The organism is Paraburkholderia diazotrophica (genome assembly GCF_900108945.1).
Lineage (GTDB): Bacteria > Pseudomonadota > Gammaproteobacteria > Burkholderiales > Burkholderiaceae > Paraburkholderia > Paraburkholderia diazotrophica.
Window position 1 is genome coordinate 153756 of sequence record NZ_FNYE01000011.1, and the last position, 23699, is coordinate 177454.

Annotated in this window: 23 protein-coding genes; 9 read left to right on the forward strand and 14 right to left on the reverse strand. The window is 61.7% G+C overall.

Features of this window, described 5'->3' with window-relative positions:
- Nucleotides 1-9 precede the first annotated feature (9 nt).
- Nucleotides 10-837, reverse strand: coding sequence for an SDR family oxidoreductase (locus BMW76_RS16420; protein ID WP_090866801.1), 828 nt, complete (start codon nt 835-837; stop codon nt 10-12).
- Nucleotides 838-965: 128 nt separating this feature from the next.
- On the opposite strand from BMW76_RS16420, the gene BMW76_RS16425 reads away from it, so the two are divergent.
- Nucleotides 966-2003: a LacI family DNA-binding transcriptional regulator gene (locus tag BMW76_RS16425; RefSeq protein WP_090866935.1), complete on the forward strand. Its 1038-nt coding sequence runs from the start codon at nt 966-968 to the stop codon at nt 2001-2003.
- Here BMW76_RS16425 and BMW76_RS16430 read toward each other — a convergent pair.
- The 8 genes from BMW76_RS16430 to BMW76_RS16465 form a co-directional block, all read right to left on the reverse strand.
- Nucleotides 1993-2874 carry a sugar phosphate isomerase/epimerase family protein gene (locus tag BMW76_RS16430; RefSeq protein WP_090866803.1) on the reverse strand — a complete coding sequence of 294 codons (882 nt, stop codon included), beginning with the start codon at nt 2872-2874 and terminating at the stop codon, nt 1993-1995. The genes BMW76_RS16425 and BMW76_RS16430 overlap by 11 nt on opposite strands.
- Nucleotides 2871-4118: an NAD(P)/FAD-dependent oxidoreductase gene (locus BMW76_RS16435; protein WP_090866805.1), complete on the reverse strand. Its 1248-nt coding sequence runs from the start codon at nt 4116-4118 to the stop codon at nt 2871-2873. The genes BMW76_RS16430 and BMW76_RS16435 overlap by 4 nt, the downstream gene beginning before the upstream one ends.
- Complete coding sequence (locus BMW76_RS16440; RefSeq protein WP_090866807.1) at nt 4115-4462, reverse strand: MocE family 2Fe-2S type ferredoxin; 348 nt, start codon at nt 4460-4462, stop codon at nt 4115-4117. The genes BMW76_RS16435 and BMW76_RS16440 overlap by 4 nt, the downstream gene beginning before the upstream one ends.
- 32 nt (nt 4463-4494) lie before the next feature.
- A complete protein-coding gene (locus BMW76_RS16445) occupies nt 4495-5526 on the reverse strand; it encodes a fatty acid desaturase (RefSeq protein WP_090866810.1) in 1032 nt (343 codons plus the stop codon).
- A gap of 206 nt (nt 5527-5732) precedes the next feature.
- The gene (locus BMW76_RS42455; protein WP_090866812.1) at nt 5733-5867 is read right to left on the reverse strand and encodes a hypothetical protein; all 135 of its coding nucleotides are present in this window, start codon (nt 5865-5867) and stop codon (nt 5733-5735) included.
- 186 nt (nt 5868-6053) lie between these two features.
- Complete coding sequence (locus tag BMW76_RS16455) at nt 6054-7190, reverse strand: porin (protein ID WP_090866814.1); 1137 nt, start codon at nt 7188-7190, stop codon at nt 6054-6056.
- A gap of 330 nt (nt 7191-7520) precedes the next feature.
- Nucleotides 7521-7931, reverse strand: coding sequence for a DoxX family protein (locus tag BMW76_RS16460; protein ID WP_087737315.1), 411 nt, complete (start codon nt 7929-7931; stop codon nt 7521-7523).
- 45 nt (nt 7932-7976) lie between these two features.
- On the reverse strand, nt 7977-8702 hold the full coding sequence (locus tag BMW76_RS16465) for a pirin family protein (RefSeq protein ID WP_090866815.1): 726 nt from the start codon (nt 8700-8702) through the stop codon (nt 7977-7979).
- 156 nt (nt 8703-8858) lie between these two features.
- On the opposite strand from BMW76_RS16465, the gene BMW76_RS16470 reads away from it, so the two are divergent.
- The 4 genes from BMW76_RS16470 (at nt 8859) to BMW76_RS16485 (ending at nt 14270) form a co-directional block, all read left to right on the forward strand.
- Nucleotides 8859-9749: a LysR family transcriptional regulator gene (locus tag BMW76_RS16470; RefSeq protein WP_090866817.1), complete on the forward strand. Its 891-nt coding sequence runs from the start codon at nt 8859-8861 to the stop codon at nt 9747-9749.
- A gap of 201 nt (nt 9750-9950) precedes the next feature.
- Nucleotides 9951-10148 (forward strand): DUF3311 domain-containing protein, encoded by a 198-nt coding sequence (locus BMW76_RS16475; RefSeq protein WP_007731907.1) that lies wholly within the window; start codon nt 9951-9953, stop codon nt 10146-10148.
- Nucleotides 10145-11620 carry a monocarboxylate uptake permease MctP gene (gene mctP, locus BMW76_RS16480; protein ID WP_090866819.1) on the forward strand — a complete coding sequence of 492 codons (1476 nt, stop codon included), beginning with the start codon at nt 10145-10147 and terminating at the stop codon, nt 11618-11620. Before BMW76_RS16475 ends, mctP begins: the two co-directional genes overlap by 4 nt.
- Nucleotides 11621-11858: 238 nt before the next feature.
- Nucleotides 11859-14270 (forward strand): penicillin-binding protein 1A, encoded by a 2412-nt coding sequence (locus BMW76_RS16485; RefSeq protein WP_090866821.1) that lies wholly within the window; start codon nt 11859-11861, stop codon nt 14268-14270.
- Nucleotides 14271-14278: 8 nt separating this feature from the next.
- Here the strand turns inward: BMW76_RS16485 and BMW76_RS16490 are convergent, their stop codons facing one another.
- The 3 genes from BMW76_RS16490 to BMW76_RS16500 form a co-directional block, all read right to left on the reverse strand.
- Complete coding sequence (locus BMW76_RS16490; protein ID WP_090866823.1) at nt 14279-15094, reverse strand: hypothetical protein; 816 nt, start codon at nt 15092-15094, stop codon at nt 14279-14281.
- A 19-nt stretch (nt 15095-15113) separates the two neighbouring features.
- The gene (locus BMW76_RS16495) at nt 15114-16577 is read right to left on the reverse strand and encodes a metallophosphoesterase family protein (protein ID WP_090866824.1); all 1464 of its coding nucleotides are present in this window, start codon (nt 16575-16577) and stop codon (nt 15114-15116) included.
- Nucleotides 16578-16766: 189 nt separating this feature from the next.
- Nucleotides 16767-17666, reverse strand: coding sequence for a DUF72 domain-containing protein (locus BMW76_RS16500; RefSeq protein ID WP_090866826.1), 900 nt, complete (start codon nt 17664-17666; stop codon nt 16767-16769).
- Nucleotides 17667-18089: 423 nt separating this feature from the next.
- On the opposite strand from BMW76_RS16500, the gene BMW76_RS16505 reads away from it, so the two are divergent.
- The 3 genes from BMW76_RS16505 (at nt 18090) to BMW76_RS16515 (ending at nt 20990) form a co-directional block, all read left to right on the forward strand.
- Nucleotides 18090-18398 (forward strand): hypothetical protein, encoded by a 309-nt coding sequence (locus BMW76_RS16505; protein ID WP_090866828.1) that lies wholly within the window; start codon nt 18090-18092, stop codon nt 18396-18398.
- Nucleotides 18399-18744: 346 nt separating this feature from the next.
- Nucleotides 18745-20397: an acyl-CoA synthetase gene (locus BMW76_RS16510; RefSeq protein ID WP_090866830.1), complete on the forward strand. Its 1653-nt coding sequence runs from the start codon at nt 18745-18747 to the stop codon at nt 20395-20397.
- A gap of 338 nt (nt 20398-20735) precedes the next feature.
- Entirely contained in the window at nt 20736-20990 is a 255-nt protein-coding gene (locus tag BMW76_RS16515) for an H-NS family nucleoid-associated regulatory protein (RefSeq protein ID WP_090866832.1), read from the forward strand.
- A gap of 208 nt (nt 20991-21198) precedes the next feature.
- Here the strand turns inward: BMW76_RS16515 and pcaG are convergent, their stop codons facing one another.
- Nucleotides 21199-21789, reverse strand: coding sequence for a protocatechuate 3,4-dioxygenase subunit alpha (gene pcaG / locus BMW76_RS16520; RefSeq protein WP_090866834.1), 591 nt, complete (start codon nt 21787-21789; stop codon nt 21199-21201).
- Between the two features lie 3 nt (nt 21790-21792).
- Nucleotides 21793-22497 carry a protocatechuate 3,4-dioxygenase subunit beta gene (gene pcaH, locus BMW76_RS16525; protein WP_090866836.1) on the reverse strand — a complete coding sequence of 235 codons (705 nt, stop codon included), beginning with the start codon at nt 22495-22497 and terminating at the stop codon, nt 21793-21795.
- A gap of 108 nt (nt 22498-22605) precedes the next feature.
- Here pcaH and pcaQ point away from each other — a divergent pair, with 108 nt between their 5' ends.
- Nucleotides 22606-23664, forward strand: coding sequence for a pca operon transcription factor PcaQ (gene pcaQ, locus BMW76_RS16530; protein WP_090866837.1), 1059 nt, complete (start codon nt 22606-22608; stop codon nt 23662-23664).
- Nucleotides 23665-23699 lie beyond the last annotated feature (35 nt).

Genomic DNA, 23699 nt, shown 5'->3' on the forward strand with positions numbered 1-23699 from the left:
CAACAACGTTCAGATTGACTTCAAGGGCTCGGCGGGATGCGGCGCATTTTCATATGCGCCCCACACCGTCTGATCGAAGTTGACGATCGAGCCCGTCATCAAGCCCGATTCATCGCTTGCGAGAAACGCGACGGCGCGTGCGGCTTCCGCTGGATCGATCAGTCTGCCAAAAGGTTGCGCGACGGATGCCTGTTGCAGCCAGTCGTCGGTTGCGCCATGAAACGCGCGTTGAATGCGGTCTTCGCCGGCTGAGGCCATCCACCCCAGGTTCAGCCCGTTCACGCGAATACGGTTGCGCAATAGCGCGTACGCGGTGTTTTGCGTGAGCGTCGAGAGCGCGCCTTTGGATGCGCAGTACGCGGAAATGAACGGCTGTCCCGCCTTCGCGGACATCGAGCCGATATTCACGATCGTCCCTTCGATATGCTCGCGCAGCATCACGCGAATCGTATCCTGCATCAGAAAGAACGGTGCGCGCACATTGGTTGCGAAGATGCGGTCGAAAAGCGCGGAATCGGTATCGAGGATCGTGCCGCGATCGGTCAGTGCCGCCGCATTCACCAGCACGTCGATGCGCCCGAATTGCCGATCGGCAGTGGCGACGACGTTATGGCAGTCGTCGACATTCGCGAGGTCCGCCTGGACGAACACGACCTGTGCGCCGCGCGCTTTGCCGAGCTGGCTCAGCTCGCGTGCTTTCGCTTCGCCTTTCTCTTTCGCGCGGCCGCAAATGACGATGCCACGCACGCCGCGCTCGACGAATAGCGCGGCAATGGCGGCGCCTAGCCCTTGCGATCCGCCCGTGACAATGGCGATCTTCGAATCGAATTGGCCCATACGTTGTCTCCTGTGATTCGTTCAATGGTGAGAGCAAGGTACTGCGATGAATAGCGCAATCACGCGGCTTGCTGCGCGCGCGGCGTCGATGCGATCATTGCGCTATTCCGATCACAACGAATCCGATCATGACCGAGTCCCGGCGCCGCAAGACGAGCATGACTGACATCGCGCGCGCGGCGGGTGTCAGCGAGGCGACAGTCGATCGGGTACTGAACGGGCGCGGAGGCGTATCGCGCGACAAGGAAACGCGCGTGCTCGAATGGGCGCGCAAGCTGAAAATCGATCGCGCGCTGGAGTCCGTGTCGGTGCGCTGGCTGCGCATCGCGATCCTGTTGCAGCAGCCTGTCGCGCAGTACTACGTGCATCTGAAGCAGGGTTTCGAACTCGCGCAAAAGACGTTCGAAACGCAGCGCGTGATTTGCGCGGTCACGTACTTCGACAGCCTCGAACCGCACGCCGTCGTCGAAGCAATCGAGCGGGCGACGCGCAAGGCCGATGCGCTCGTGATCGTCGCGTACGAGCATCCGGACATCACGGCGGCGCTGCGCCACGTGAGTCACAGAATGCCCGTCGTCACGCTTGCAAGCGATCTGCCGGGCACGGGGCGGCTCGCCTATGTGGGCATCGACAACCGTTGCGCGGGGCGCGTCGCCGGCGAACTGATGGGCCGCTTTCTCGGCGATGCGGGCGGCAAGGTGCTCGTGATGACAGGCATGCATGATTTTCTCGGCCATGAAGAGCGCGAAAGCGGTTTTCGTTCCGTGCTGCGGCGGCGCTTTCCTGCTTGCGACATCGTCGAGACAGTGGAGAGCCGCGAGCAGTCGTCGATCACCGAAAGCCTGACGCGCGACGCGTTTCGCCGCTATCCGGACCTGCGCGGCATCTACAACATCTCGGTCGGCGACGAAGGCGTCGGCAACGCGTTGCGCGCAACGGACCGCGTGCATAAGACCGTGCTGATCGGGCACGAACTCAACGACACATCGCGACGTCTTCTGATAGAAGGCGTGCTCGATGCCGTGCTCGATCAAAACCCGATCGGAGAAGCGCTGCATTCGATCGAAATCATCCTGCGTCACTATCATCGCGATCCGGGCGTGACGTTGGCGCAGCAGATTCCCGTGTCGGTGCTGTTGCGCGAGAACCTGCCGCTTACCGATTGATCGCGGGCGCGGTTGTTTCGTCCCGCTTCGCTTCGTTCCGCGTCACGTCATTCCACAGATCGCGTATCCAGTCGCGCATCAGCAGCGATTCGGCCCAGCGGTCCGTCGTATCGTTGCCGTCGCGCCCGATGATCGCGTAGGGTTTCGGTCCGAGCTCGCAGGTGAACACGAGCGTGTCGTCGGGGCCCGCGCGCTTGCGCCATGAAACGAAACCATCGCGCCACCAGCGCAGAAACAGATCGACCCACGTTCGGTGAGGCTCGAATGAAATCTCGATCTGCACCTGCTCGCGGCTCGCGACGCGCCCATGAAACGCCCACGAATGCTCGATGATCCGTTGCATCGCGGCTTCGTTTTCTTCGTTCACGGGCCACGCGAATTCGCGGCCGACGAGGTAATGCGAAAGATCGCCGAGCAGACGCAGATCCGGCCTTTCATCGAGCAGATCGAGCGTGAAATGCAGATCGGTCGTCATGCGGTCGCGGTGTGTCTCGATGTAGACGGGAACGTCCACCTGTTCCGCGAGCCGCTGCCAGCCGTCGATCAGCGCGAGCGCATCGGCGAGGCGGCGCGGCCTCACATCCGGTTGCAGGTCGATATGATGCGCGCCGAACTCGACGGCATGTTCGAGGATCGGGCAGAGATCGTCGATCGTTCGCGGAAAGCATTGCGCTTCCGCTCGCAGACCGTATGGCGCGAGAACTTGCGCGAGGCGCCGTACATCGTCGCGCGATCCGTACGACGCACTCACGCCTTCGAAGCCCGCTTGCGCGATCAGCGCGATGTTTTCTTCGAGTGAGCGCTCGAAGCCATCCGTATGACGGCGCTCCATGGCCCACAGCGACTGATAGACGGCGAGCCGTTGCGTCATGCCGTCTCCGTGGCGACGAGATCTTTCAGCTTGACGGCGGGATCTTCGAGCTGCGCAGGCTCGATGCGGGCACGTTGCGCGATCAGCGCTTGCGCGACGCGCACATCGCGTGCGATCTCGGCGAGCTTGCCGGCGCCGCTCGCGCCGACCAGCACGCCGTCGCGATCGAGTGCGAAGAAAATGCGCGACGTCGCGCCCGTTTCGCGCACGACGGTCTGCACGCCGAATGCGGGCATGCCCGCAATCTGGATCGTCATATCGTATTGATTCGACCAGAACCACGGCACTTCCGAGTACGTTTCGCCGCGCTCCAGCATGTTGCGCGCGACGATGCGCGCGTGGTCTTCCGCGTTCTTCCAGCATTCGAGCCGCATGCGCCGCCTGAACAGACGATGCGGAAACGAACACACGTCGCCCGCTGCGAAGATGTGCGGGTCGTTCGTGCGCAACGTATCGTCGACGGCGATGCCGTCCGCAACGTCGATGCCCGCGGCCTCCGCCAGTTCCGTGCGCGGCTTCACGCCAATGCCGACGACCACGCAATCGCACGCGATCTGCGTGCCGTCCTTGAGCTTGACGCCCGTCACGCTCGTCGTGCCCAACAGCCGTTCGATCTGCGCGGCGAAATGGATCTTCACGCCCATCTCGCGATGCCTGTCGATCAGATAGCCCGCGACGACTTCAGGCACTGCACGCATCAGCGCCCGCGCGCCCGCTTCGATGACGACCACTTCGCAGCCGCGCGCAACGGCCGACGCAGCGACTTCAAGGCCGATGAAGCCCGCGCCGACAATCGCGATGCGCCGCGAAGGCTGCAATGCTTCGGCGAGCGCATTGGCGTCGTCTGCCGTGCGCAGCAGATACACGCCTTCGAGATTCGCGCCCGGCACGTCGAGACGCCTCGGCTCGGCACCCGTCGCGATCAGCAGACGCTGATAGTCGATGCTGCGTCCATCCTTCAGGATGACCTTGCGCGCGCCGCGATCGATCTGCTGCACGCACGCATCGACGCGCAGATCAATGCGTTGATCGCGGTAGAACGCGTCATCATAGAACGCACATTGCGCCGTGCTTCGTTCGCCGAGCAGCACGGCTTTCGACAGTGGCGGCCGGTCGTAAGGGGCAGTGCATTCGTTGCCGAGCAGCGTGATCTCGCCGTCCCAGCCGTTTTGGCGAAGTGCATGCGCGGTGCGCGCGCCGCATTGGCCTGCGCCGATGATCACCATTGCGGGACGTGTACTCATGACGCCTCCTGCACGGGAACGCCAAGCAGCACTTCGCCGTTTTCGACACGCACAGGGTACGTCTTCAGATGCACGCAGACGGGCGCGCTCATCGCCTTGCCGCTGGGAATGTCGAAGCGCCCCTGGTGCAGCGGGCATTCGATTTCGCCATTCACGACGAAGCCATCGGCGAGATGTGCCTGCTCATGCGTGCACCAGCCGTCCGACGCATAAAAGCCATCCGCGATCCGATAGACCGCGTAGCTCGCGCCAGCGTGATCGAAGCGCATGACGTCTTCTTCGTCGATGTCGTCGGGCGCGCAGGCCGCAATCCAGTGGATCTTTGCATTCGTTTCGACGCTCATGGTGTTCTCCTCTCCTCGAATGTTCTTGTACGTCAGGCAGCGGGAAGGTTTCGTTCGATCACATGCGTAGGGTCCGTGCGCTGCTTCCACAACGCGGGCACCATTTCGCGGTACACCGCATACACACTCGGATACGGGGGCGGCAACTGGTCCTTGATCGCTTCGTGAAGACGCGGTAGCGCATGGAACGGCACCATCGGCAGCAGATGATGCTCGAGGTGATAGTTCATGTTCAGATAAAGAAAGCGGAACACGAAGTTGGTGTGCACGGTGCGCGTATTCAGCCGATGGTCTTTCACGTTGACGGCAAGCCCCGCATGCTGCGTGAGGCCGAGCAGTTGATGCAGCCAGCCGCCATAAAAGCGCGGCGTCCACACGAACATCAGTGGGAGAAAGCTGCGCATCGCAATCGCCAGTGCAATCGTGCCGATCACGACGGCCAGATAAATGCGGCACGACCAGATCATCTTGGGTTTTTCGCTTGCGGGCAGAAAGGCGTCGGTGGCGGCATCGACGCGGCCAAATGCGTGGCGCACGATCTTCTTGATTTCGAGCGAGCTGCCGACCAGTCCGACGAAATCGAGAATGATGGGCAGTACTTTCGTCGGGCGCGTGACCTGAATTTCCGGGTCGCGCGTCTGGAAGTACGTATGCGTGTGGTGACGCGCATGACTCCAGCGCCACCAGTAGCCTTCGCGGATCGTCATGAACGACGACAGGTGATAGAGCGCGTCGTTGATCCAGCGTGTCTTGAACGGCGTGCCGTGCGACAGCTCATGCCAGCGCGCGTCGCTCGACGAATAGATCGTGCCGTAGACGAAGAACGCGGGCACGGCCCACCACGTGCTCCACGCGAAGGCTGCCACCGCGCCTGACGCGACGAGCAGCACGAGCCACGGAATGAAATTGCGCAGGCCCGCGGCATCGTCGCGCTTCATCAGTTCCTTGAGCACCGCGCGCGGAATGCGTGGCTGATACCACTGCTGCGCGAGGCGCGTGTCGAAGGCGGAGTCGTCTTCCTGGGGCGCCGTTGCGCGGCCATCGACGGCTGAAGTCGAGGACATGAGTTGTCTCCTTACTCTGGTCCCATGCAAGCTTGTTTTGCATGCTTTGCGTTTGCGGGTTTTCCTTCAGCGGGACGCTTCAGGACTTATTCCGTATGCACAAAGATAGTAGAAGGAGAGCTTGGCCTCACGCCGAAAAATGATGGATTTCCATCATGCCACGCGGACGACGCATGGATAGCGCCGTAAAGCGGCGCGCGGGAGGCTCAGGGGCGCAATAGATCGAATCCGCCGAGCACGATCACACCGCTCAACACGATGAGTGAAACCGAGTGCTGGCCAAAATAGAGAACTGCTGCGGCGGCCCACGTTGTAAGGCAAAAGGCGGCAATGCGTTTCATGCGGGTACTGCTCGAACAGAGCTATGTGAATCAAGGGTTTTCCCTATATATCATAGTTCTTCCCGGCAGGTTTTTCGTGCGGCTTTGCGCGGCTGAAATGGAATGCGGGCGACGTGGCCTTTCAAATGCCATGTCACCCGCCTTGAAGCAAGCACGCGCGTTACCGAAGATGCGTGCCGTTCATCATCAGAAGATGTTGCGGATGCCGACCGAAACGCCCGTCTGGTTCGACGTGCCGGGGAGTTCGACTGCCGCTGCGCCCGTGACCTTGTTGAAGTCGACGGTGCCATACACTTCCGTGCGCCTGGACAGCGCGTATTCCGCGACGGCCACGCCTGTGTAGCGGTTGCCGCTGCCGAGCGCGCCGCCGCCGATTGCCGCGTTCTTCATATGGTCGTAGTAGAACGCGCCCGTCAGCAGCAGGGCGGGCGTTGCTTGCCACGTCACGCCTGCCAACGGACCGTCGTCCTTGCGGCCGGAGCCCTTCAGGATGTCGACGCCGAGCGTCAGATCGCGCTGCGAGAGCGTGCTGTCGACGAAGCCCGTGTCGTCCTTCGAATGCAGATAGCCGATATAGATCTTCGCGGTGCTGAACGCGTAGACGGCATTCGCGTTGAAGATCGTCTGCTTGTGATTCGAGTTGTCGCTGTTCTGCTGCACGCCTGCTACGACGCTCAGCGAACCGAACGTATACGACGCGGTGAAGCCATACATGCTGCCCGCGCCGAGGTGGCCCGGAATCTGGCCGGAGAAGCCATTTGCACCCGTCGACGTCGAGTCCGTGCCGAACGAATACATCGCCTTGACGTTCAGGCCGCCGAACGTGCCGTCGTACTTCACGGCGTTGTCCGCGTAGAGGCCTGCGCCCAATGCAACGGGCAGCCACGCGTTTTCGAAGTAGTTGCCGACGGTGAGAGGATCGTACGTATCGCCGAGCAGATCGAATAGCGGCGTCTTTTGACGGCCGAGCGTCAGCGTGCCGTAGTTGCTCGACAGGCCGACATAGGCGGCGCGATTGAAGAGGCGCTTGCTATCCGATTGCGCGCCGCTTTGCAGATCGATGCCGCTTTCCAGCTGGAAGATCGCCTTCAGGCCATTGCCCAGATCTTCGGAACCCTTCAGGCCGAAACGGCTGTTCGTTATCGCGCCGTTGGTCATGAAGATGCGTCCTTCGTTGTTCGCGTTGGAGTGCGTCAGATAGCGAATGCCGACGTCCGCGACGCCATACAGCGTGACCGAGCTTTGCGCGAATGCGGACTGGCAGGCGAGTGCGATCGCCGATGTGCCCAATGCCGCGGCGGCTCGTTTGAGTTGTTTGTTCATGGTTGTCTTTTCAGTTGAGAACCCTGCATGAGCTTTTTGTTTTACGCGCGACGGGTGAGCCGATCTGCACTTGCGTCTCCAATGCGTGAGTTGCAAATAGCGCTTTGCAAACAGACAGGCTGATTGTGAGAGTCTCCTGGCTCGTGCGCGCCTTGCTCAATGCAGGCAGGCGGACTCTTATCACATCACTTTCGGCGACGCCGCGAACGTGACAATAGTGTTGTGCCGATGCCTCAATTGCAGCGATTTGCGCCGCGTTGTACCCGGTTGCGAGTCCAACAACAAAAGGGCGGCCAGTGGCCGCCCCGCTTGACAACGCTCTAACCTTGCTTAGACGCGATCGATCGAGTACTTGCCCGGACCCGTCACGAACAACAGCAGCAATCCGCCGATGATGCTGATGTTCTTGTAGAAGTTGATCATATTGACGAAATGCTCCATGCCCGTTTGCGTCCAGAAGTGGTGGCCGATAAACGCGGTGGCGAGCGTATAGACGGCAAGCAGAAGCGCGAGCGGGCGCGTCTTGAAGCCGATGGCGATCACGATGCCCACCGCCAGTTCCATCACGATCGCAATGATCGCGGACACGGCAGGCGCGGGTGCGCCCGTTGCCGCCATGTACTGCTCGGTGCCGGAGAAGCCGGTGAGCTTGCTCCAGCCAAACAGCACGAAAAGCACGACCAAAAGCACACGTCCGACGAGCAGCAGTGCGTCCTTGCGTTGTTCGATAAAAGCGTTCATGTTCAATGTCTCTTTCAAGTTAGTTGAGCCGTCAGCGTCTGCCGCTTACGACCACAGTTCCGATACTTCGTTATTGCGCAAGTCGAATACGAGTACTTCCGCGTCTTGCCCATCCGTCAATTCGAGTCGGCGTTCGTTGCGAATGCGCGCGCCGTCGCCTTCATTCAGTTCGACGCCGTTCACCTTCACGCTGCCGCGTGCGACATGCACGTACGCGTAGCGGTCAGCGGCGATATCGACGCCTGCCGTTTCGTTGCCGTCGAGAAGACCGGCGTACACGCGCGCGTCCTGGCGCAATTCGAGCGACCCGTTCTCGCCATCGGGCGACAGCACGAGGCGCAGCGTGCCGCGCTTGTCCTGCGCGGAGAAGTTCTGCTGCTGGTAACGCGGCGTCGCGCCCTTCACCGACGGCGCGATCCAGATCTGCAGGAAGTGCACCGGCTCGCTTGCCGAATGGTTGAACTCGCTATGCGTGACACCCGTGCCTGCGCTCATCAGCTGCACGTCGCCGGGGACGATCACCGAGCCCGTGCCCATCGAGTCCTTGTGCTCGAGCGCGCCTTCCAGCACGTACGAGAAGATCTCCATGTCGCGATGCGGGTGCTTGCCGAAGCCACGGGCCGGGGCCACGCGGTCGTCGTTGATCACGAGCAGATCGGAGAAGCCGATCTGCTTCGGGTCGTAGTAGTTCGCGAACGAGAAGGTATGGCGCGAGCTGAGCCAGCCGTGTTCAGCGCGCCCGCGTTCGTTTGCGTGTCTGATGTCGATCATTTCCCACCTCCGTTTATGGATTTGCCTTTGCTTCTCATGACAGCGACGGTGTCGTTGTCTGAAGCGGTGAGAGAAGTGTAGGTCAATCGGAGTGACGATAATCGACGTAAAATTGGAATCACTGTCGCATTTTTGTGGACAAACGAGGCGCAACCGATGCAACTGGACGATCTGAGAATCTTCGTCGCGACTGTCGACGCGCGCAATTTCACGGCGGCCGCGATCCGCCTGCAACTGTCGAAGCAGTTCGTCAGTCGGCGTGTGATGGCGCTCGAAGCGAGCCTCGGCGTGCGCCTGCTTGTGCGCAACACGCGCAAGCTCGCCGTGACCGATCTGGGCTATGAGTTCTATCAGCGCGCGACGCGCATCCTCGCGGACGTGGAAGATGCCGAGCAGGCGATGTCGTCGGGGCGCTCGGACCCGCGCGGCCTGCTGCGGGTCAGCGCGCCGATGTCGTTCGGCATGATTCATCTGTCGCCGCTCGTGGCCGCATTCCTGCGCGCGAACCCCGATGTGCGCATCGATATGGATCTGAGCGACCGGGTCGTCGACGTGGTGGGCGAGGGCTTCGACATGGCGCTGCGTATCGGCACGCTGGCGGACTCGACGCTGATCGCGCAGAAGCTCGCGGAAATACGCATGGTGTCGTGCTGCAGTCCCGCTTATCGCAAAGCGCGCCGCCCGCCCGCGACGCCCGACGATCTCGCGCGCCACGCGTGTCTGCTATATGGACAGGAAGGGCGCACCGGTTGGGAGTACATCGTCGATGGCGCGAGCAAGACGATCGAAGTACATGGTCCGCTGCGCGTGAACAACGGCGAAGTGATCCGCGACGCGGCGATCGCGGGGCTGGGCATTGCGCGCCTGCCGGAGTTCATCGTGGCCGATGCGCTGGCAAGCGGCAAGCTCGTCGAAGTGCTCGACGCATTCGTCTCGCCGCCGTTGACGCTATATGCCGTGTACCCGCAACACAGGCAGGCTTCCGTGACGATCCGCGCGTTCACGCAGTTCCTGCGCGACCGTTTTGCCAAGGCGTTGCGCAAATAACCTGCAACCCGTTTGCACGCAGTGGGGCCCGTCGGTCTGCCGGGAGACCCTAAGGACTGGTTCCCCTGCCAGCACTTTTGAAAGTTTTCGCAGATAATGCGCGTACCTTTGCGGGCATCGGCCGAAATATGCACACAGGCGCATATTGACGCCGCGCCATAGCAAGGCTGAATCAATCAGATAGACCAAAGAGGGACAATCGTGGAACCTACCGAACCGGCCGGCCGCTCGTGGCTATGGCTCATCTTGCTGATCCCCTATATCGCGCTGTTGTGGCTGCCGTTCTATAACGACACGCGCCCTTCGTTCGCGGGTTTTCCTTTCTTCTACTGGTATCAGTTCCTGTGGGTTCCGCTCACGTCGCTGCTGATCTACGTCGTTTACCGGGGTATTAAATGAGCGAACTCAACCCCGTGAACCCGGTCGCGATGGCCGTATTCATCGCATTCTTTCTGCTCGTCACGGTACTCGGCTTCATTGCCGCGCGATGGAAAGCAGGTGACCTCACACAATTGCACGAGTGGGGCCTCGGCGGACGCCAGTTCGGTACGATCATTTCGTGGTTCCTCGTCGGCGGCGATTTCTATACGGCCTATACCGTGATCGCCGTGCCCGCGCTGGTCTATTCCGTCGGCGCGTATGGCTTTTTCGCGCTTCCTTATACGATCATCGTTTATCCGTTCGTGTTTGCGGTGATGCCGAAACTGTGGAAGATCGCGCATGCGAAAAACCACATCACGGCTGCCGACTACGTGCACGGCGAGTACGGCGGCATATGGTTTCCCGCTGCCGTTGCGCTGACGGGCATCGTCGCGACGATGCCGTATATCGCGCTGCAACTGGTCGGCATGCAGGTCGTGATCAAGGGGCTCGGCGTGACGGGCGAGGCGCCTCTCGTCATCGCGTTCGTGATCCTCGCGCTCTATACATACACGAGCGGCCTGCGCGCACCGGCGATGATCGCTTTCGTCAAGGACATCATGATCTATATCGTCGTGATCGCGGCGGTATGGCTGATCCCCGTGAAGCTCGGCGGCTACGGTCATGTGTTCGACGCGGCGGACCAGTACTTCCAGGCGAAGGGCGGCGCGACGGGCATCATCCTCAAGCCTTCGCAATTCACCGCGTACGCGTCGCTTGCATTCGGCTCGGCGCTTGCGGCCTTCATGTATCCGCATACGATGACGGCCGTGCTGTCGTCCTCGTCTATGCAGACGGTGCGCAAGAACGCGATCTTCCTGCCTGCTTACACGCTGCTGCTCGGCCTGATCGCGCTGCTCGGCTATATGGCGATTGCGGCCGGCGTGCACGTGAAATCGGCATCCGACGTCGTGCCGACGCTCTTCGGCACGCTGTTCCCGTCGTGGTTCGTCGGCTTCGCGGCGGCGGCGATTGCGATCAGTGCGCTGGTGCCCGCCGCGATCATGTCGATCGGCGCAGCGAATCTGTTCACGCGCAACCTGTGGCGCCCTATTGTGTCGCCGAGCATGGGGCCGGCTGAGGAAGCGTCCACCGCGAAGATCGTGTCGCTCGTCGTGAAGTTCGGCGCGCTGCTCTTCATCGTGTTCCTGCCGACGCAATATGCGATCGATCTGCAACTGCTCGGCGGCGTGTGGATTCTGCAGATCTTCCCGGCCATCGTGTTCACGCTGTACACGCGCCGCCTGAATACGCCGGGGCTGTTTCTCGGCTGGCTGGTCGGCATCGTCGTCGGCACGGGGCTCGCAATTTCGCAAGGCCTCAAGCCCGTGTTCGCGCTGCATATCGCCGGTTCGACGTGGCCGATCTATATCGGTCTGATCGCGCTCGTCGTGAATATCGTCGTGACGTTCGTCGTTTCGATGATCACGCCAAAGCGCGCGCACGCCTGATAACGCTTTAGCATTACGCTACGGCCGAACCCGTCTGCGCAAGCGGCGCGGGTTCGGCCGTTGTCGTTTCCGGCGTTGCATCGGCGGGTCGACGATTCCTGCAAAACGGCTGTACGTTCCCGCTCTTTTGGTAGGATGCACGCTTTTCTGCCGATGGTGCATTAGCGTGGGACGATCGATACTGTCGTTTCTCCGGGAAATCTTCTTCAGGGCGTGGGCCCTTCTGAAGCCGTATGCAATGAGCGCGGTGCAACGTCTGCGGCACCCGACACGGCGTGGCGTCGCGTTGTCGATTGCGGCCATTCCGGCGCTCGTATTGCTTTACGTGCTGATCCTGATTCCGTTCACTCCGGGTATCGGGGATATTCGCAAGGCGAAGATCGAGCAGCCTGCGCAAATCTATTCGGCCGACGGCAAGCTGCTCGCCGAATTCAAGCCGACCAACCGCGTGTGGGTGAAGCTCTCCGATATTTCTCCACACGTCATCGACGCATTGATCTCGACGGAAGATCACCGCTTCTACGAACATCACGGCATCGACTTTCGCCGCACGGCGGGCGCCGCACTGCATACGTTTTCGGGCGACCGCCAGGGCGGATCGACGATCACGCAGCAGCTCGCGCGCAATCTCTATCCCGACGACATCGGCCGCGCGCCGACGCTCACGCGCAAGCTCAAGGAAGCGATCACGGCATTCAAGATCGAAGCCGTCTATACAAAGAGCGAGATTCTCGAAACCTATCTGAACACGGTGCCGTTTCTCTATAACGCTTACGGCATCGAAATGGCGGCGCGCACCTATTTCGACAAGTCCGCGCACGATCTCACCGTGCTCGAAAGCGCGACGCTGATCGGCATGTTGAAGGGCAACAGCTATTACAACCCGGTGATCAATCCCGAGCGCGCGCTGGACAGGCGCAATATCGTGCTCGGACAGATGGTGAAATACAGCCGTCTTTCGGTGGCGCAATTCAATTCGCTCAAGGGCAGGCCGCTGCGTGTCGATTTCGAACGGCAAACGGAACCGCCCGGTCCCGCGCCGCATTTCGCACAACAGTTGAAAAAATGGCTGATCGCATGGGCCGATGCGAACGACTACAACATCTATTCGGATGGCCTCGTTGTGCGCACGACAATCGACGCGCGTCTTCAGACGATGGCCACACAGGCGCTGACGTGGCAGGGCAATCAACTGCAATCGATTGCCAATGCGGCCTGGAATGCACACGGCGCATGCTCCGGCCATAAGGATCTGTTCGACGCGTTCATTCGCGAGACGCCCGAATATCGCACCGCGAGAGACTCGGGCACGAGCGATGAAGATGCCATCAAGCATCTGTCTGCGGATCGCACGTTCATGAAGTCGCTGTGCGAAAGCAAGACGCGCGTGCAGGCCGCATTCATCGCAATGGACCCACGCGACGGGCAAATCAAGGCGTGGGTGGGCAGCCGCGACTTCACCCAGGATCAGTACGATCACGTTTCGCAGGCGCGGCGTCAGCCGGGTTCGACGTTCAAGCCCTTCGTGTACGGTGCGGCATTCGAGCAGGGCGCGAAGCCCGACGATACGTTCCCCGATCAGGCCGTCGAAATTCCGCTTGCAGGCGGCGAGGTCTGGCGGCCGAGCGACGAAGATGCGCCGAGCGGCCGTCCGATCACGTTGCGCGACGGCCTTGCGTATTCGCGCAATCGCATCACTGCGCAACTGATGGAGACGGTCGGCCCGGCAAAGGTCGCGCGGCTTGCGCGCGCGATGGGCGTGCGCGAGAGCCCGCTCGAAGCGGTGCCGTCGCTGGCGCTCGGCACGAGCCCCGTGACGCTGAAGGAGATGGTGTCGTCGTACAGCACGATCGCGAACGAAGGCGCGTGGCTCGCGCCGATGATCGTCACGCGCATCGAGGACCGCAAGGGCGAGGTGCTCGCCGAATTTCAGCCGTCGCGCGCCGATCAGGTGATGCCCGTCGCGAGCGCACTGACCTTGATCGACACGATGCGCTCGGTCGTCAACAAAGGAACAGGCTCGGCGATTCGCACGCGCTTCGGCATTCGCGCCGACGTCGCTGGCAAGACGGGAACGACGCAGGACAACGCGGACGGCTGGTTCATCCTGATGCACCCGCAGCTCGTTGCGGGCGCATGGGTCGGCTTCAACGACAGCCGCGTCACGTTGCGCAGCGATTACTGGGGGCAGGGCGCGCATAGCGCGTTGCCGATCGTCGGCGACTTCTTCCAGCGCGCGCTGCGCTCGCGTCTTGTCGATTCGCACGTGAAGTTCGAACAAGAGCCGCCGCCGGGCATGTTCGAGACGTTCCGCGAGAAACTGCGCGCGTGGATGGAGCATCTGTTCCCGTCGTCGGGCAAGAGCGAAACGCCTGCGCCCGCTCCGCGCATGAAGCCGCGTCCGGCACCTGCTGCGCCTGTCGTGGAGAATGCGCAGCCTGCTTCCGAAGCGTCCGCGCCGACGGATGTCGAGCCGCCGCAGATCATCTCGCCTGCCGCATCGCAGCCGCCGATTCTCCCAACGCCTGGCCAGGCCAGCGCGACGGCATCGGCGAGCGCGCCCGCTGCGGGCACGAGCGAATCACAGCCCCCCGTGCTTGCGCCAACGCCTGCTCTGCCGTCCGACAGTGCGCCTGCTTCGCAGCCTTGATCCGGCGCTCATCGCTTAGCCTTGCGCTTAGGTGCAGATGACGGCGAAGGCGCATCGGGCGCGGACGGCTCGACGATCGGATAGGTATGCGGCGTGAAATAGCGGCCAATCGGTTCTCTGCCGTTGAACTTCTCAAAGTACTCGTGCCAGTAATTCGCAGCGGCCCAGATCGCTTCGGGACATGACGCTCTCGATTCGAGCCCTGGCGTGAGGTCGAAATTGGCGGCCGCGCAGACTGTTTCGATCATGCACGTCGACGGCAAGCCATAGTTGTCATGCAACGGATTCGGCGTGCGCGCCGCGCCCCATGCATACGCAAGCCAGTGCAACACATGCTCGAGCGCATCGAGCGTCGCGCGCGACTGCTGAAAGCTCGCCACCTTGCCGACCACTTTCTCTTGCGCAACGGGCAATGCAATGACCGCGATGTTCGGAAAGCGCTTCGTGTCGTCGAAATCCGTGAGCGGACGCGCGACGACGCCATTCACGCGCGCCGCGAATGCAGGCCCTTCGGGCTGATGCAAAGGCACATGCAGCGCTTGAGCGTTGACGAGCGACGCATCGGCGAGCTTGACGAGTATCGACTCGGACCAGAACGACGGCAACATGTCGTGCCGCAAATGCGATTGCGCGACGCGCACGCGAAACGCCAATGTATCGCTGCCGCCGAGCAGCACCACATAGGTCCACTCGTCGGGACCGCCCGCTTTCATGTCGAGCACGGCGCGCTCGCCCCATGCGGTATTGCTCTCGCCGTCCTTGCGGTCGAATGAAACGAACTGCGGATTCGATTGCGTCGTTGTCGATCGTACGATCTTGAGCATGGCCTCGCCTCATTTCTTGTTAGCGTGAGCGCAGTTCGAAGCGCGACGTGGATACCGATTGCGAAATCGCTTTGTCGCTTGAAATGCCGTAGTACATGACCTGCATATCGACGCCGCTGCCGACGCGCGTGAACGACACGATCGCCACCTGGTCGCCGCGCTGCGCGTATTCCTGCTTGAGCGCAAAGCGATGATTGAGGCCGAAGCGATCAGGCACCGGCTCCGGATCGGAATGGCGCGGCCACGGCGCTTTCGCGCCAAAAATGCCTTTGATTGAATTGGCCGCTTCTTTGGCCGTGTCGAGAAACGGCACGCGAATGAGCCGAGACGGCGATGCAATCACTTCATAGAGCGCGATGTTCGTCTGCAGATCGTGACCCGATGCGACGCGCCCCCAGTGCACGTCGCCCGTCATGTAGACGACGGGAATGCCGTTATCCGCAAGCCGGCCGAGCGTCGATTGCAATACGCCGAACTGCTGGTAATTCGGCATTTCCGCATCGAACGTTTTTATGCTCCAGTCGCTTTGCGGCGGATCGATAAAGAGCGCCTGGCCCGACGCGAGCAGGCCGACGACGGGCTTGCCCGCTGCATGCGAATCGATAAGATCTTTTTCCCACGCGTTCATTGCGGCGACAGCCTTGGGGCCCATCAACGACGTGAGCGTACTGTCGCGATCGCAGCGCATATCGACGAAGAGCATCTTCAATGGCTCGACATCGAGGCGTATTGCACCGCCCGCACCGCCGGGCGGCCCGCCGATCTGATAGTCCTCGTATAGCGCGCGCGCCGTATCGCCGAGCAGTTGACGCGATGCATCCGTCCACGTGTCGGGCAACTGCTTTTGCGCGAACGGGTAGTTGTTCCAGAACTCATGATCGTCGGGAATGCACACGACGGGTGCACGCTCCAGTACCGATTGCAGGCCCGGTACGCGCAGTGCGCCGGAGAGCCAGTTGAGGTAGTACTTGTTGGCAAGCAGATGCGCGCGGTCCGGATTCTGATCGGGCACATGCTGCGTGAGCGGTTGATCGAGGTACACCTGATCGCCTGCGAGCACCGTCAGATGCGGTTGTACCTTGATCTGCGAGACGATCGTGCCGAGCAGTCCGTCGAGATCTTCCGGCTGCGAATAGCACGACGACAGCAGGATATTGAAGCTGCCGTTCATCAGCGTCGGGACTTCTTGAGGCAGCGAAGTACTCGCGAATTCAAACGATTCGCCGTCGGCGTCGATTCGAATCTGGCGCGGTCTCGATTCGTCGGACACCTTGAAGCGCATCACGCATTGGTGATTGATCGGTTCGCCGGCGTCGTCGGTACTGAAATCGCGGATCGGAAAGAACTGCGCAGGCGCGAGTGGAACGGCCGCTTGCCGGTCGATGAAAACCTGTGGCGCGGGCGGCACGGCCACGCCGAATATGCCGACCCATAGTTGCAGCATGCCCGGCTCGCTGGCCTGTACATAGCCGGTCAATAGCATTGATATACCCAGGCGTCGTTATTCATGAGCATCGCTTTGCCTTATTCGTCTTATGAAAGCGGTTTGTAATTGCTTTGAATAAGACGAGGCTAGTCGATGCAGACTGAATTGCAACCGGGAAAGTAGTGCAACGAATGCCCCGCGCAAATGCGCGGCTCGCTAAAGGCTATTCAATGGCAATGCAACGGGCTACTCGAAACGCTCTTGCTGAAGGATGCGAATCATCGAATGCGCGTTGCGCTGCGCGGAGTCTTCAAAGCAGTTGTTGAAAACCACATGCGTGCGCCCCGCGCGTCTGGCGATCTCGCGCACGGGCACCGCGATCTCCTCCAGTTCGCGCTCCGAGTAGTCATAGTTGAAGCGGCCCGATGCCGTCGTGCTGCCGCTCCACGTTTCTGCATTGCGGCCATGCATGCGCACGATCACCAGTTCCGGCGACGTCGCTTCCCACACGGTATGCGCGCGGTTCGCGACGCTCTCGGGTGCATCCATCACGACATGCACGAGGCCGCGCTCGCGTTCGAAAGCAAGCGTCGATTCGCGGTGCCGCTCATCGAACCAGCTTGCGTTGCGAAACTCGAAGGCCGTCAGATACGGTTCCATCCGGTCAGCGCAGTGCTTGACGTGCGCCTTGTCGCGCGAGGCGGTCGAGATCCACGGCGCAAACTGGAACAGGATCGCGCCGAGCTTGCCTGCCGCGCGCAACGGTTCGAGTGCCTCGAAGAAACGACGCCACATCTCGTCGACGATGTCGGGCGGCACATCGCGGTAATAGAGGTTGCGTTTGTCGTTCTGCGGCAGCAGCGGCTGGATGTCGGGCGGAAAGAACTTGCGCTCTGTCTGGTGTCCCGTGAAAAGCCGGAACGCCTTGACGTTGAACGTAAAGTGCTCGGGCGTGCGCTCGGCCCACTGCGCGCAGTTCGCCGCGCTGGGCATCGCGTAGTACGACGCATCGACTTCGACCATCGGAAACTGGCTCGAATAAAAACGCAGGCGCGCTTCCGCGCTCGTGCAGCCCTTCGGATAGAAGCGGCCGGATTTGATAAGCGTGGCGTCGGTCCACGACGCCGTCCCGACTTCGATCGACATGGCGGGCTATATGTGCGTGTCAGTGCGGTCATCGTACTGCATGTTGCGAAAATGCATTCGGGGACGATCCGCGTAAAGCCGCATCCTGTATTGGGGCAAACCCGGGTTCATTCCGATTTGCGCACGACCGTTATACAAATTGGAAGCAATGCGAAGTAGCAGTCAATTCCGTGCACAGCGGCTGTCACGCGGCGGTCGGCGTCGCAGAGTACATCCGGACAACGGCCGTGCAGGGAAGCGCCCGCCTTCGAATGGGTCCATCGGTATGCGGCCCGCGGGCCGCGTCCGTCTTCTTCTCTACTGCATCGCTCCTGATGCGTTCGCGGCGCTTGCGCACCGCCCCAAAAGTACCGATCGCGCGGGTTCGCTTCGTCTAACCAGACATAAGTGCTACGATGCCTTCAGACGACGATGGAGGTGGAAATGGCAACCTATGCTATCGATGCCGTACGCATTAACCCTATGACGGATCGCGTCACCCACGTCCGGTGGGCCCTCGTCAATCCAAAAACGAACGAATGGCTCTCGCCGCACGAAATCGTCGAAGTCTCTGACGTCGTGACGGCGATTCATTCCGGCAATGCCGTCTGGTCCCTCTTCACGCTCGGCGGCATGAAGCTGTTGGGTCCCAAGATCAAAACGGTCTCGCACGCCGATGGCATCGACGGGATCGACACCGACGTGCCGGATGGCCACGTCGAAAAGTTCATCGACGATCTGCCGCGTGTCTGATTGCGCGTTTAGCACGCGTTTCAGCCGGTGATTTAATAAAAGGCATTACGCGGTACTGCGTTTCTCGCGTGCGACGCACGCATGATTCGCATGCCGCGCGCGCGTCGGCTTCACGCGTTTTCGCTTTGCGCGCTCAGCCACTTTCCGGCACGGGATGCTTTTGCCGCGCTTCTAGTCCGTAATCGGCGCGGGTCATTGCGGCGCTTGTCCGGTGGCGATCAAGCGCGCGCGAAGGCATGTCGATTCGACGTGCTGTTCAGCTGCTGCACGCATCGGGCGCTGCTGCGATGCTTCGCATAACGACTTCACGTGACGGAGCCGCACGCGCTCCGCAGGAGACACAGCCATGACGCACATGTTCGACGCGGGCCTCGAGCGCCGCGAGGCCAACTACGTTCCGCTGACGCCGATCGACTTCATCGCGCGGGCCGCCGATGTCTATGGCGACCGTCTCGCCGTCGTGCATGGCCATATGCGCCGCACGTGGCGCGAGACGTATGAGCGCGCGCGTCGACTCGCGAGCGCACTGCAACGCGCGGGCGTCGGCCGTGGCGATACCGTCGCGGCTCTGCTGCCCAATATCCCGCCGATGATCGAAGCGCATTTCGGCGTGCCGATGGCGGGCGCCGTGCTGAACACGCTCAACACGCGGCTCGATATGCCGTCGATCCTTTACATGCTGCGTCATGGCGAAGCCAAAGTACTGATCGTCGATACGGAATTCGGCGAGCTTGCGCAGCGTGCCGCGCAGGAATGCACGCAATTGCGCATCGTCAGCGTGAGCGACGCGATGCCCGCGCGTGCGCAACACTTCGCGGACGCGACCGACTACGAAGCGTTCCTGCAAGACGGCGATCCGCAATTCGCGTGGACGCCGCCCGCCGACGAATGGGACGCCATCGCGCTCAACTACACGTCGGGCACGACGGGCGAGCCGAAGGGCGTCGTCTATCACCATCGCGGCGCGTATCTGAACGCGCTCAGCAACATCCTCGAATGGGACATGCCGAAGCACGCGGTGTATCTGTGGACGCTTCCGCTTTTTCACTGCAATGGCTGGTGTTTTCCGTGGACGGTCGCGGCGCGCGCAGGCGTCAACGTCTGTCTGCGCAGGTTCGATCCGAAGCTCGTGTTCGAGCTGATCCGGCGCGAGCACGTCACGCACTATTGCGGCGCGCCCATCGTGCAAAGCGCGCTCGCGAATGCGCCCGCCGAATGGCGAGAGGGCATCGCGCATCGCGTGTCGACGATGGTCGCGGGCGCGGCGCCGTCGCCTGCCGTAATCGCGCGCATGAAGTCGATCGGGTTCGATCTGACGCATGTGTACGGCCTCACGGAAGTGTATGGACCGGCCTCCGTGTGCGCGAAGCAGGACGCGTGGGAAGCGCTCCCCGACGACGAACGTGCGCGGCTCAATGCGCGTCAGGGCGTGCGGTATCACCTGCAGGCGGCGATCGACGTGTGCGATCCCGATACGCTCGAACCCGTGCCGCGCGACGGCGAGACGATCGGCGAGCTGATGTTTCGCGGCAATATCTGCATGAAGGGCTATTTGAAGAACGAGCGCGCGACGGATGCCGCCTTTCGCGGCGGCTGGTTCCACACGGGCGATCTCGGCGTGATCACGGAAGACGGCTATGTGCGCATCAAGGATCGCAGCAAGGACATCATCATTTCGGGCGGCGAGAACATTTCCAGCATCGAAATCGAAGATGCGCTGTACCGGCATCCTGCCGTGTCGGTTGCCGCCGTCGTCGCGATGCCGGACCCGAAATGGGGCGAAGTACCGTGCGCATTCGTCGAACTGAAAGAGGGCATGGACGCAAGCGCCGAAGAAATCATCGCGCACTGCCGGCAATTCCTCGCCGGGTTCAAATTGCCGAAAGCCGTCGTGTTTGGCGAATTACCGAAAACCTCTACCGGCAAGATTCAAAAGTTCGAATTGCGCGCGCGCGTGAAGTCGTCGAGTGCAATCGACCAGACGCGCGGGGATGCCTAGCACGCCATTCGCGCGACGTCCGGAAAGCGAGAGCCCGCGCCGCTTTTCGCGGCGCGCGTATCATGGGGAAAGCGGCGCGAACGCGGGAATGAATGCTAGAATTGGGTTCAATTCAGGGAACCGGCCTTGGCTCTTCAAGGTCCGTTGATGAGATCCAGTACTCACCGTGCGGGTTTTCACGACCATTCACTCGGCCGGAAATCAGTTAGCCTGGGCCGATTATCTGCGGGCCGTAAATATTGGCAGAGTCGTATTAAGGCTTCGCTGCAAGCGCGAGGCCTTTAATCTATTTGACGCGAGCTTATAGGCCGCGTCGTTCTAAACGTTATCGGCACGTTATGAAAGAGCGAGAGGAACAACGGACGCTCGACCTCGACGGTCAAGCGCGTGAACGGTTGATCTTGTGGATTCGGCGCCGCATGGACGAATTCGGCATCACGCTCGAAGCGCTCGAAGCGGCGCTGATCGCCGATGCCGCGATACCCAAATATCGCGATGCCTTTGGACACGAATGGGACGGCACGGGCGAGCGCCCCGACTGGCTCACGCGCGCGATCAACGCAGGGCAGGACATCGAGCACTTCCGCGTCTGAGCGTGACTCTCACGTCGTCGAGCCCAGAAGCGTTCAAACGAAAAAAGGCCCGCAATGCAGCGGGCTTTGAAAATACTGCTCGGAGTTTCGTTGCGCGATTTGACTCGCGCAACGCATCCTAACGCCAATTTGTGAATACGCGATGAACCTTGCATGGAATGCATGCAAGGCTCGCGTGATGCCGATTCAGCGTGCGCCGCATTACAGGTCACAGGTCGAAGAATACTGTTTCGTTCGGGCCTTGCATGTGAATGTCGAAGCGATACACGACCTTGCCGCCGCGCTCCTCGCGCTTTGCGATCAGCGTCCCGCGGCGCTCTGCGGGAACGCTTGCGAGCACGGGGTCCTTGCCGTTCGCCGCGGCTTCGTCGTCGAAATAAACGCGCGTGAACGTGTGCAGCAGCATGCCGCGCATCGTCAGGATCACGTCCAGATGCGGCGCTTCTTCCGGCGATGCGCGGCCGGGCTTCACCGTCTCGATGATGAAGCGCTTGTGCGGGTCCGTGCCCGTGCCGAAGCGCGCAAAGCCGCGAAAGCCCGTCTTTGCCAGTTCCTCGCGCGATTGCGGATAGCGTCCTTCGCTATCCACTTGCGACACTTCGAGCATCGCATCGCCGATCACCTCGCCGTTGCCGTCGAATACCTGGCCGATGAGCGTAATGTGCTCGCCCGCTGCTTCGCGTTCCGCCAACGTCCCCGTGAAGAGGCTCTTGAAATCGAAATCGTATTGCTGCGGGCACAAGCCATATGCGAAGTACGGTCCGACCGTTTGCGAAGGGGTTTCTTTAAGCGTCGTCATGATTTAGCGCTCCATCGGGGTTTCGTTTGCGCCGCGCAGCACGATGTCGAATTCGTAGCCGAGCGCGAAGCCTTCCTGCGTCACGTCGAGCGTGAAGCGCGAGATCAGCCGGTCGCGGGCCTGTTCGGGCGTGCCCTGGAAGATCGGGTCGTATTGCAGGAGCGGATCGCCGGGGAAGTACATCTGCGTGACGAGTCGCGAGCCGAAGTAATCGCCGAACAGCGAGAAGTGAATGTGATTCGGGCGCCATGCGTTCGGGTGATTGCCCCACGGATACGCACCGGGCTTGATCGTCAGGAAGCGGTAGCGGCCTTCGTTATCGGTCAGGCAGCGGCCCGCGCCGAGGAAGTTCGGATCGAGCGGCGCATCGTGTTGATCGTTCTTGTGCACGTAGCGGCCGGCGGCATTCGCCTGCCACACTTCGACGAGCGTGTTGCGCACCGGGCGGCCGCCATCGTCGAGCACGCGTCCCGTCACGATGATGCGCTCGCCGAGCGGCTCGCCGTTTTTCACCGCATTGCGCGTGAGATCGTGATCGAGCGCACCGAGATCTTCCGCGCCGTAGACGGGCACGCGCTGGTCACGCAGCCGCTCCTTCAGCGGAATCAGCGGACGCGTCGGGCCGCGCTTGACGGACGAACCATACGGCGAATGGACATAGGCGGGATGCGAAGCGAAGTCGCGCGGACTCAGACTGGAATCGTCCATCAGATGTCTCCTTGGGGATTCGATTATGGGTAGTGGATGACGTGACTTTATAGAAGCGAAGAAGTTATGCAAAATGACGTTTTTTCCCGTCTCGTATAACGATCCGTTATGCAACGCAGCCTCGCCGACAGCCGCGTCAAGTTCCGTCATCTGCAGTGTTTTCTGGCCGTCGCGCAGTTCGGCGGCGTGCAGAAGGCGGCCGAGAGCCTGTCGATCACACAGCCTGCCGTGTCGAAGACGGTCGCCGAACTCGAAGACATCCTCGGCGTGCGCCTTTTCGAGCGGGGCCGCCACGGCGCCGTGCCGACACGCGAAGGGCTGCTTTTCATGCCGCACGCGAGCGCGTGTGTGAGCGCGCTGCGCCAGGGCGTCGATCTGCTTGCGCGCGCGGAAGGCGAAGCCGCCGCGACGCTCGATATCGGCGTGCTGCCGACGGTTGCCACGTCGCTCGTGCCGCCCGTGCTGCGGCTTTTCGCGCAGCTGTGGCCCAATGCGATCGTGCGGCTCAAGACGGCTTCGAATACGGAACTGCTCGAGCGCCTGAAGGCGGGCACGATCGAATTCGCGGTCGGCAGGCTCGCCGATCCCGAGCGGATGGTGGGCCTCACGTTCGAGCAGTTGTTTAGCGAGCCGCTCGTGGCCGTCGTGCGCGTGGGGCATGCGATGGCTTCGGGCGCGGCATCGCCCGCGACACAATTGCATCGCTATCCCGTCGTCGTGCCGCCGTACGGCACGCTGATCCGGCAGTCGGCGGAAAGCCTGCTGCGCGCGTGGGCCGTGCCGCCGCTGTCGTCGTTCGTCGAAGTGCTGTCGGTGTCGGTGGGGCGCGCGCTCGCGCTCGAGAACGATGCCGTGTGGTTCGTGCCCCGCAGCGCGATCGAATACGAACTGGCGCATGGTTTGCTCGTCCCGTTGCCGTTGCCCGTTGCGGGCACGGAGGAGCCCGTCGGGTTGATCCTGCGTTCGGACACGCAGCCCACGCCCGTAGGCCGCGCGCTGATCGACGCGGTGCGCAAGGTCGCGCGCGAGCGTCTCGTGCGCAATCGGAATGCGGGCGCGGCGGGCACCGCGGGCACTGCGCGCGGGAGCGAGCGGCGCGGCAAGACAGCGGCGAGGAAGAGCGAGAAGCCGCGACGCAACGCAAAAAACGCAAAAGCGCCGCGCTAGAGATGCATCTTTGAACCAATTAGTACAAAATCGAG

What these genes read in the sequence shown, in the direction of transcription:
- BMW76_RS16420 (WP_090866801.1), bottom strand. Translation starts at nt 837, where the DNA reads ATGGGCCAATTCGATTCGAAGATCGCCATTGTCACGGGCGGATCGCAA.
- BMW76_RS16425 (WP_090866935.1), top strand. Translation starts at nt 966, where the DNA reads ATGACCGAGTCCCGGCGCCGCAAGACGAGCATGACTGACATCGCGCGC.
- BMW76_RS16430 (WP_090866803.1), bottom strand. Translation starts at nt 2,874, where the DNA reads ATGACGCAACGGCTCGCCGTCTATCAGTCGCTGTGGGCCATGGAGCGC.
- BMW76_RS16435 (WP_090866805.1), bottom strand. Translation starts at nt 4,118, where the DNA reads ATGAGTACACGTCCCGCAATGGTGATCATCGGCGCAGGCCAATGCGGC.
- BMW76_RS16440 (WP_090866807.1), bottom strand. Translation starts at nt 4,462, where the DNA reads ATGAGCGTCGAAACGAATGCAAAGATCCACTGGATTGCGGCCTGCGCG.
- BMW76_RS16445 (WP_090866810.1), bottom strand. Translation starts at nt 5,526, where the DNA reads ATGTCCTCGACTTCAGCCGTCGATGGCCGCGCAACGGCGCCCCAGGAA.
- BMW76_RS42455 (WP_090866812.1), bottom strand. Translation starts at nt 5,867, where the DNA reads ATGAAACGCATTGCCGCCTTTTGCCTTACAACGTGGGCCGCCGCAGCA.
- BMW76_RS16455 (WP_090866814.1), bottom strand. Translation starts at nt 7,190, where the DNA reads ATGAACAAACAACTCAAACGAGCCGCCGCGGCATTGGGCACATCGGCG.
- BMW76_RS16460 (WP_087737315.1), bottom strand. Translation starts at nt 7,931, where the DNA reads ATGAACGCTTTTATCGAACAACGCAAGGACGCACTGCTGCTCGTCGGA.
- BMW76_RS16465 (WP_090866815.1), bottom strand. Translation starts at nt 8,702, where the DNA reads ATGATCGACATCAGACACGCAAACGAACGCGGGCGCGCTGAACACGGC.
- BMW76_RS16470 (WP_090866817.1), top strand. Translation starts at nt 8,859, where the DNA reads ATGCAACTGGACGATCTGAGAATCTTCGTCGCGACTGTCGACGCGCGC.
- mctP (WP_090866819.1), top strand. Translation starts at nt 10,145, where the DNA reads ATGAGCGAACTCAACCCCGTGAACCCGGTCGCGATGGCCGTATTCATC.
- BMW76_RS16485 (WP_090866821.1), top strand. Translation starts at nt 11,859, where the DNA reads ATGAGCGCGGTGCAACGTCTGCGGCACCCGACACGGCGTGGCGTCGCG.
- BMW76_RS16490 (WP_090866823.1), bottom strand. Translation starts at nt 15,094, where the DNA reads ATGCTCAAGATCGTACGATCGACAACGACGCAATCGAATCCGCAGTTC.
- BMW76_RS16495 (WP_090866824.1), bottom strand. Translation starts at nt 16,577, where the DNA reads ATGCTATTGACCGGCTATGTACAGGCCAGCGAGCCGGGCATGCTGCAA.
- BMW76_RS16500 (WP_090866826.1), bottom strand. Translation starts at nt 17,666, where the DNA reads ATGTCGATCGAAGTCGGGACGGCGTCGTGGACCGACGCCACGCTTATC.
- BMW76_RS16505 (WP_090866828.1), top strand. Translation starts at nt 18,090, where the DNA reads ATGGCAACCTATGCTATCGATGCCGTACGCATTAACCCTATGACGGAT.
- BMW76_RS16510 (WP_090866830.1), top strand. Translation starts at nt 18,745, where the DNA reads ATGACGCACATGTTCGACGCGGGCCTCGAGCGCCGCGAGGCCAACTAC.
- BMW76_RS16515 (WP_090866832.1), top strand. Translation starts at nt 20,736, where the DNA reads ATGAAAGAGCGAGAGGAACAACGGACGCTCGACCTCGACGGTCAAGCG.
- pcaG (WP_090866834.1), bottom strand. Translation starts at nt 21,789, where the DNA reads ATGACGACGCTTAAAGAAACCCCTTCGCAAACGGTCGGACCGTACTTC.
- pcaH (WP_090866836.1), bottom strand. Translation starts at nt 22,497, where the DNA reads ATGGACGATTCCAGTCTGAGTCCGCGCGACTTCGCTTCGCATCCCGCC.
- pcaQ (WP_090866837.1), top strand. Translation starts at nt 22,606, where the DNA reads ATGCAACGCAGCCTCGCCGACAGCCGCGTCAAGTTCCGTCATCTGCAG.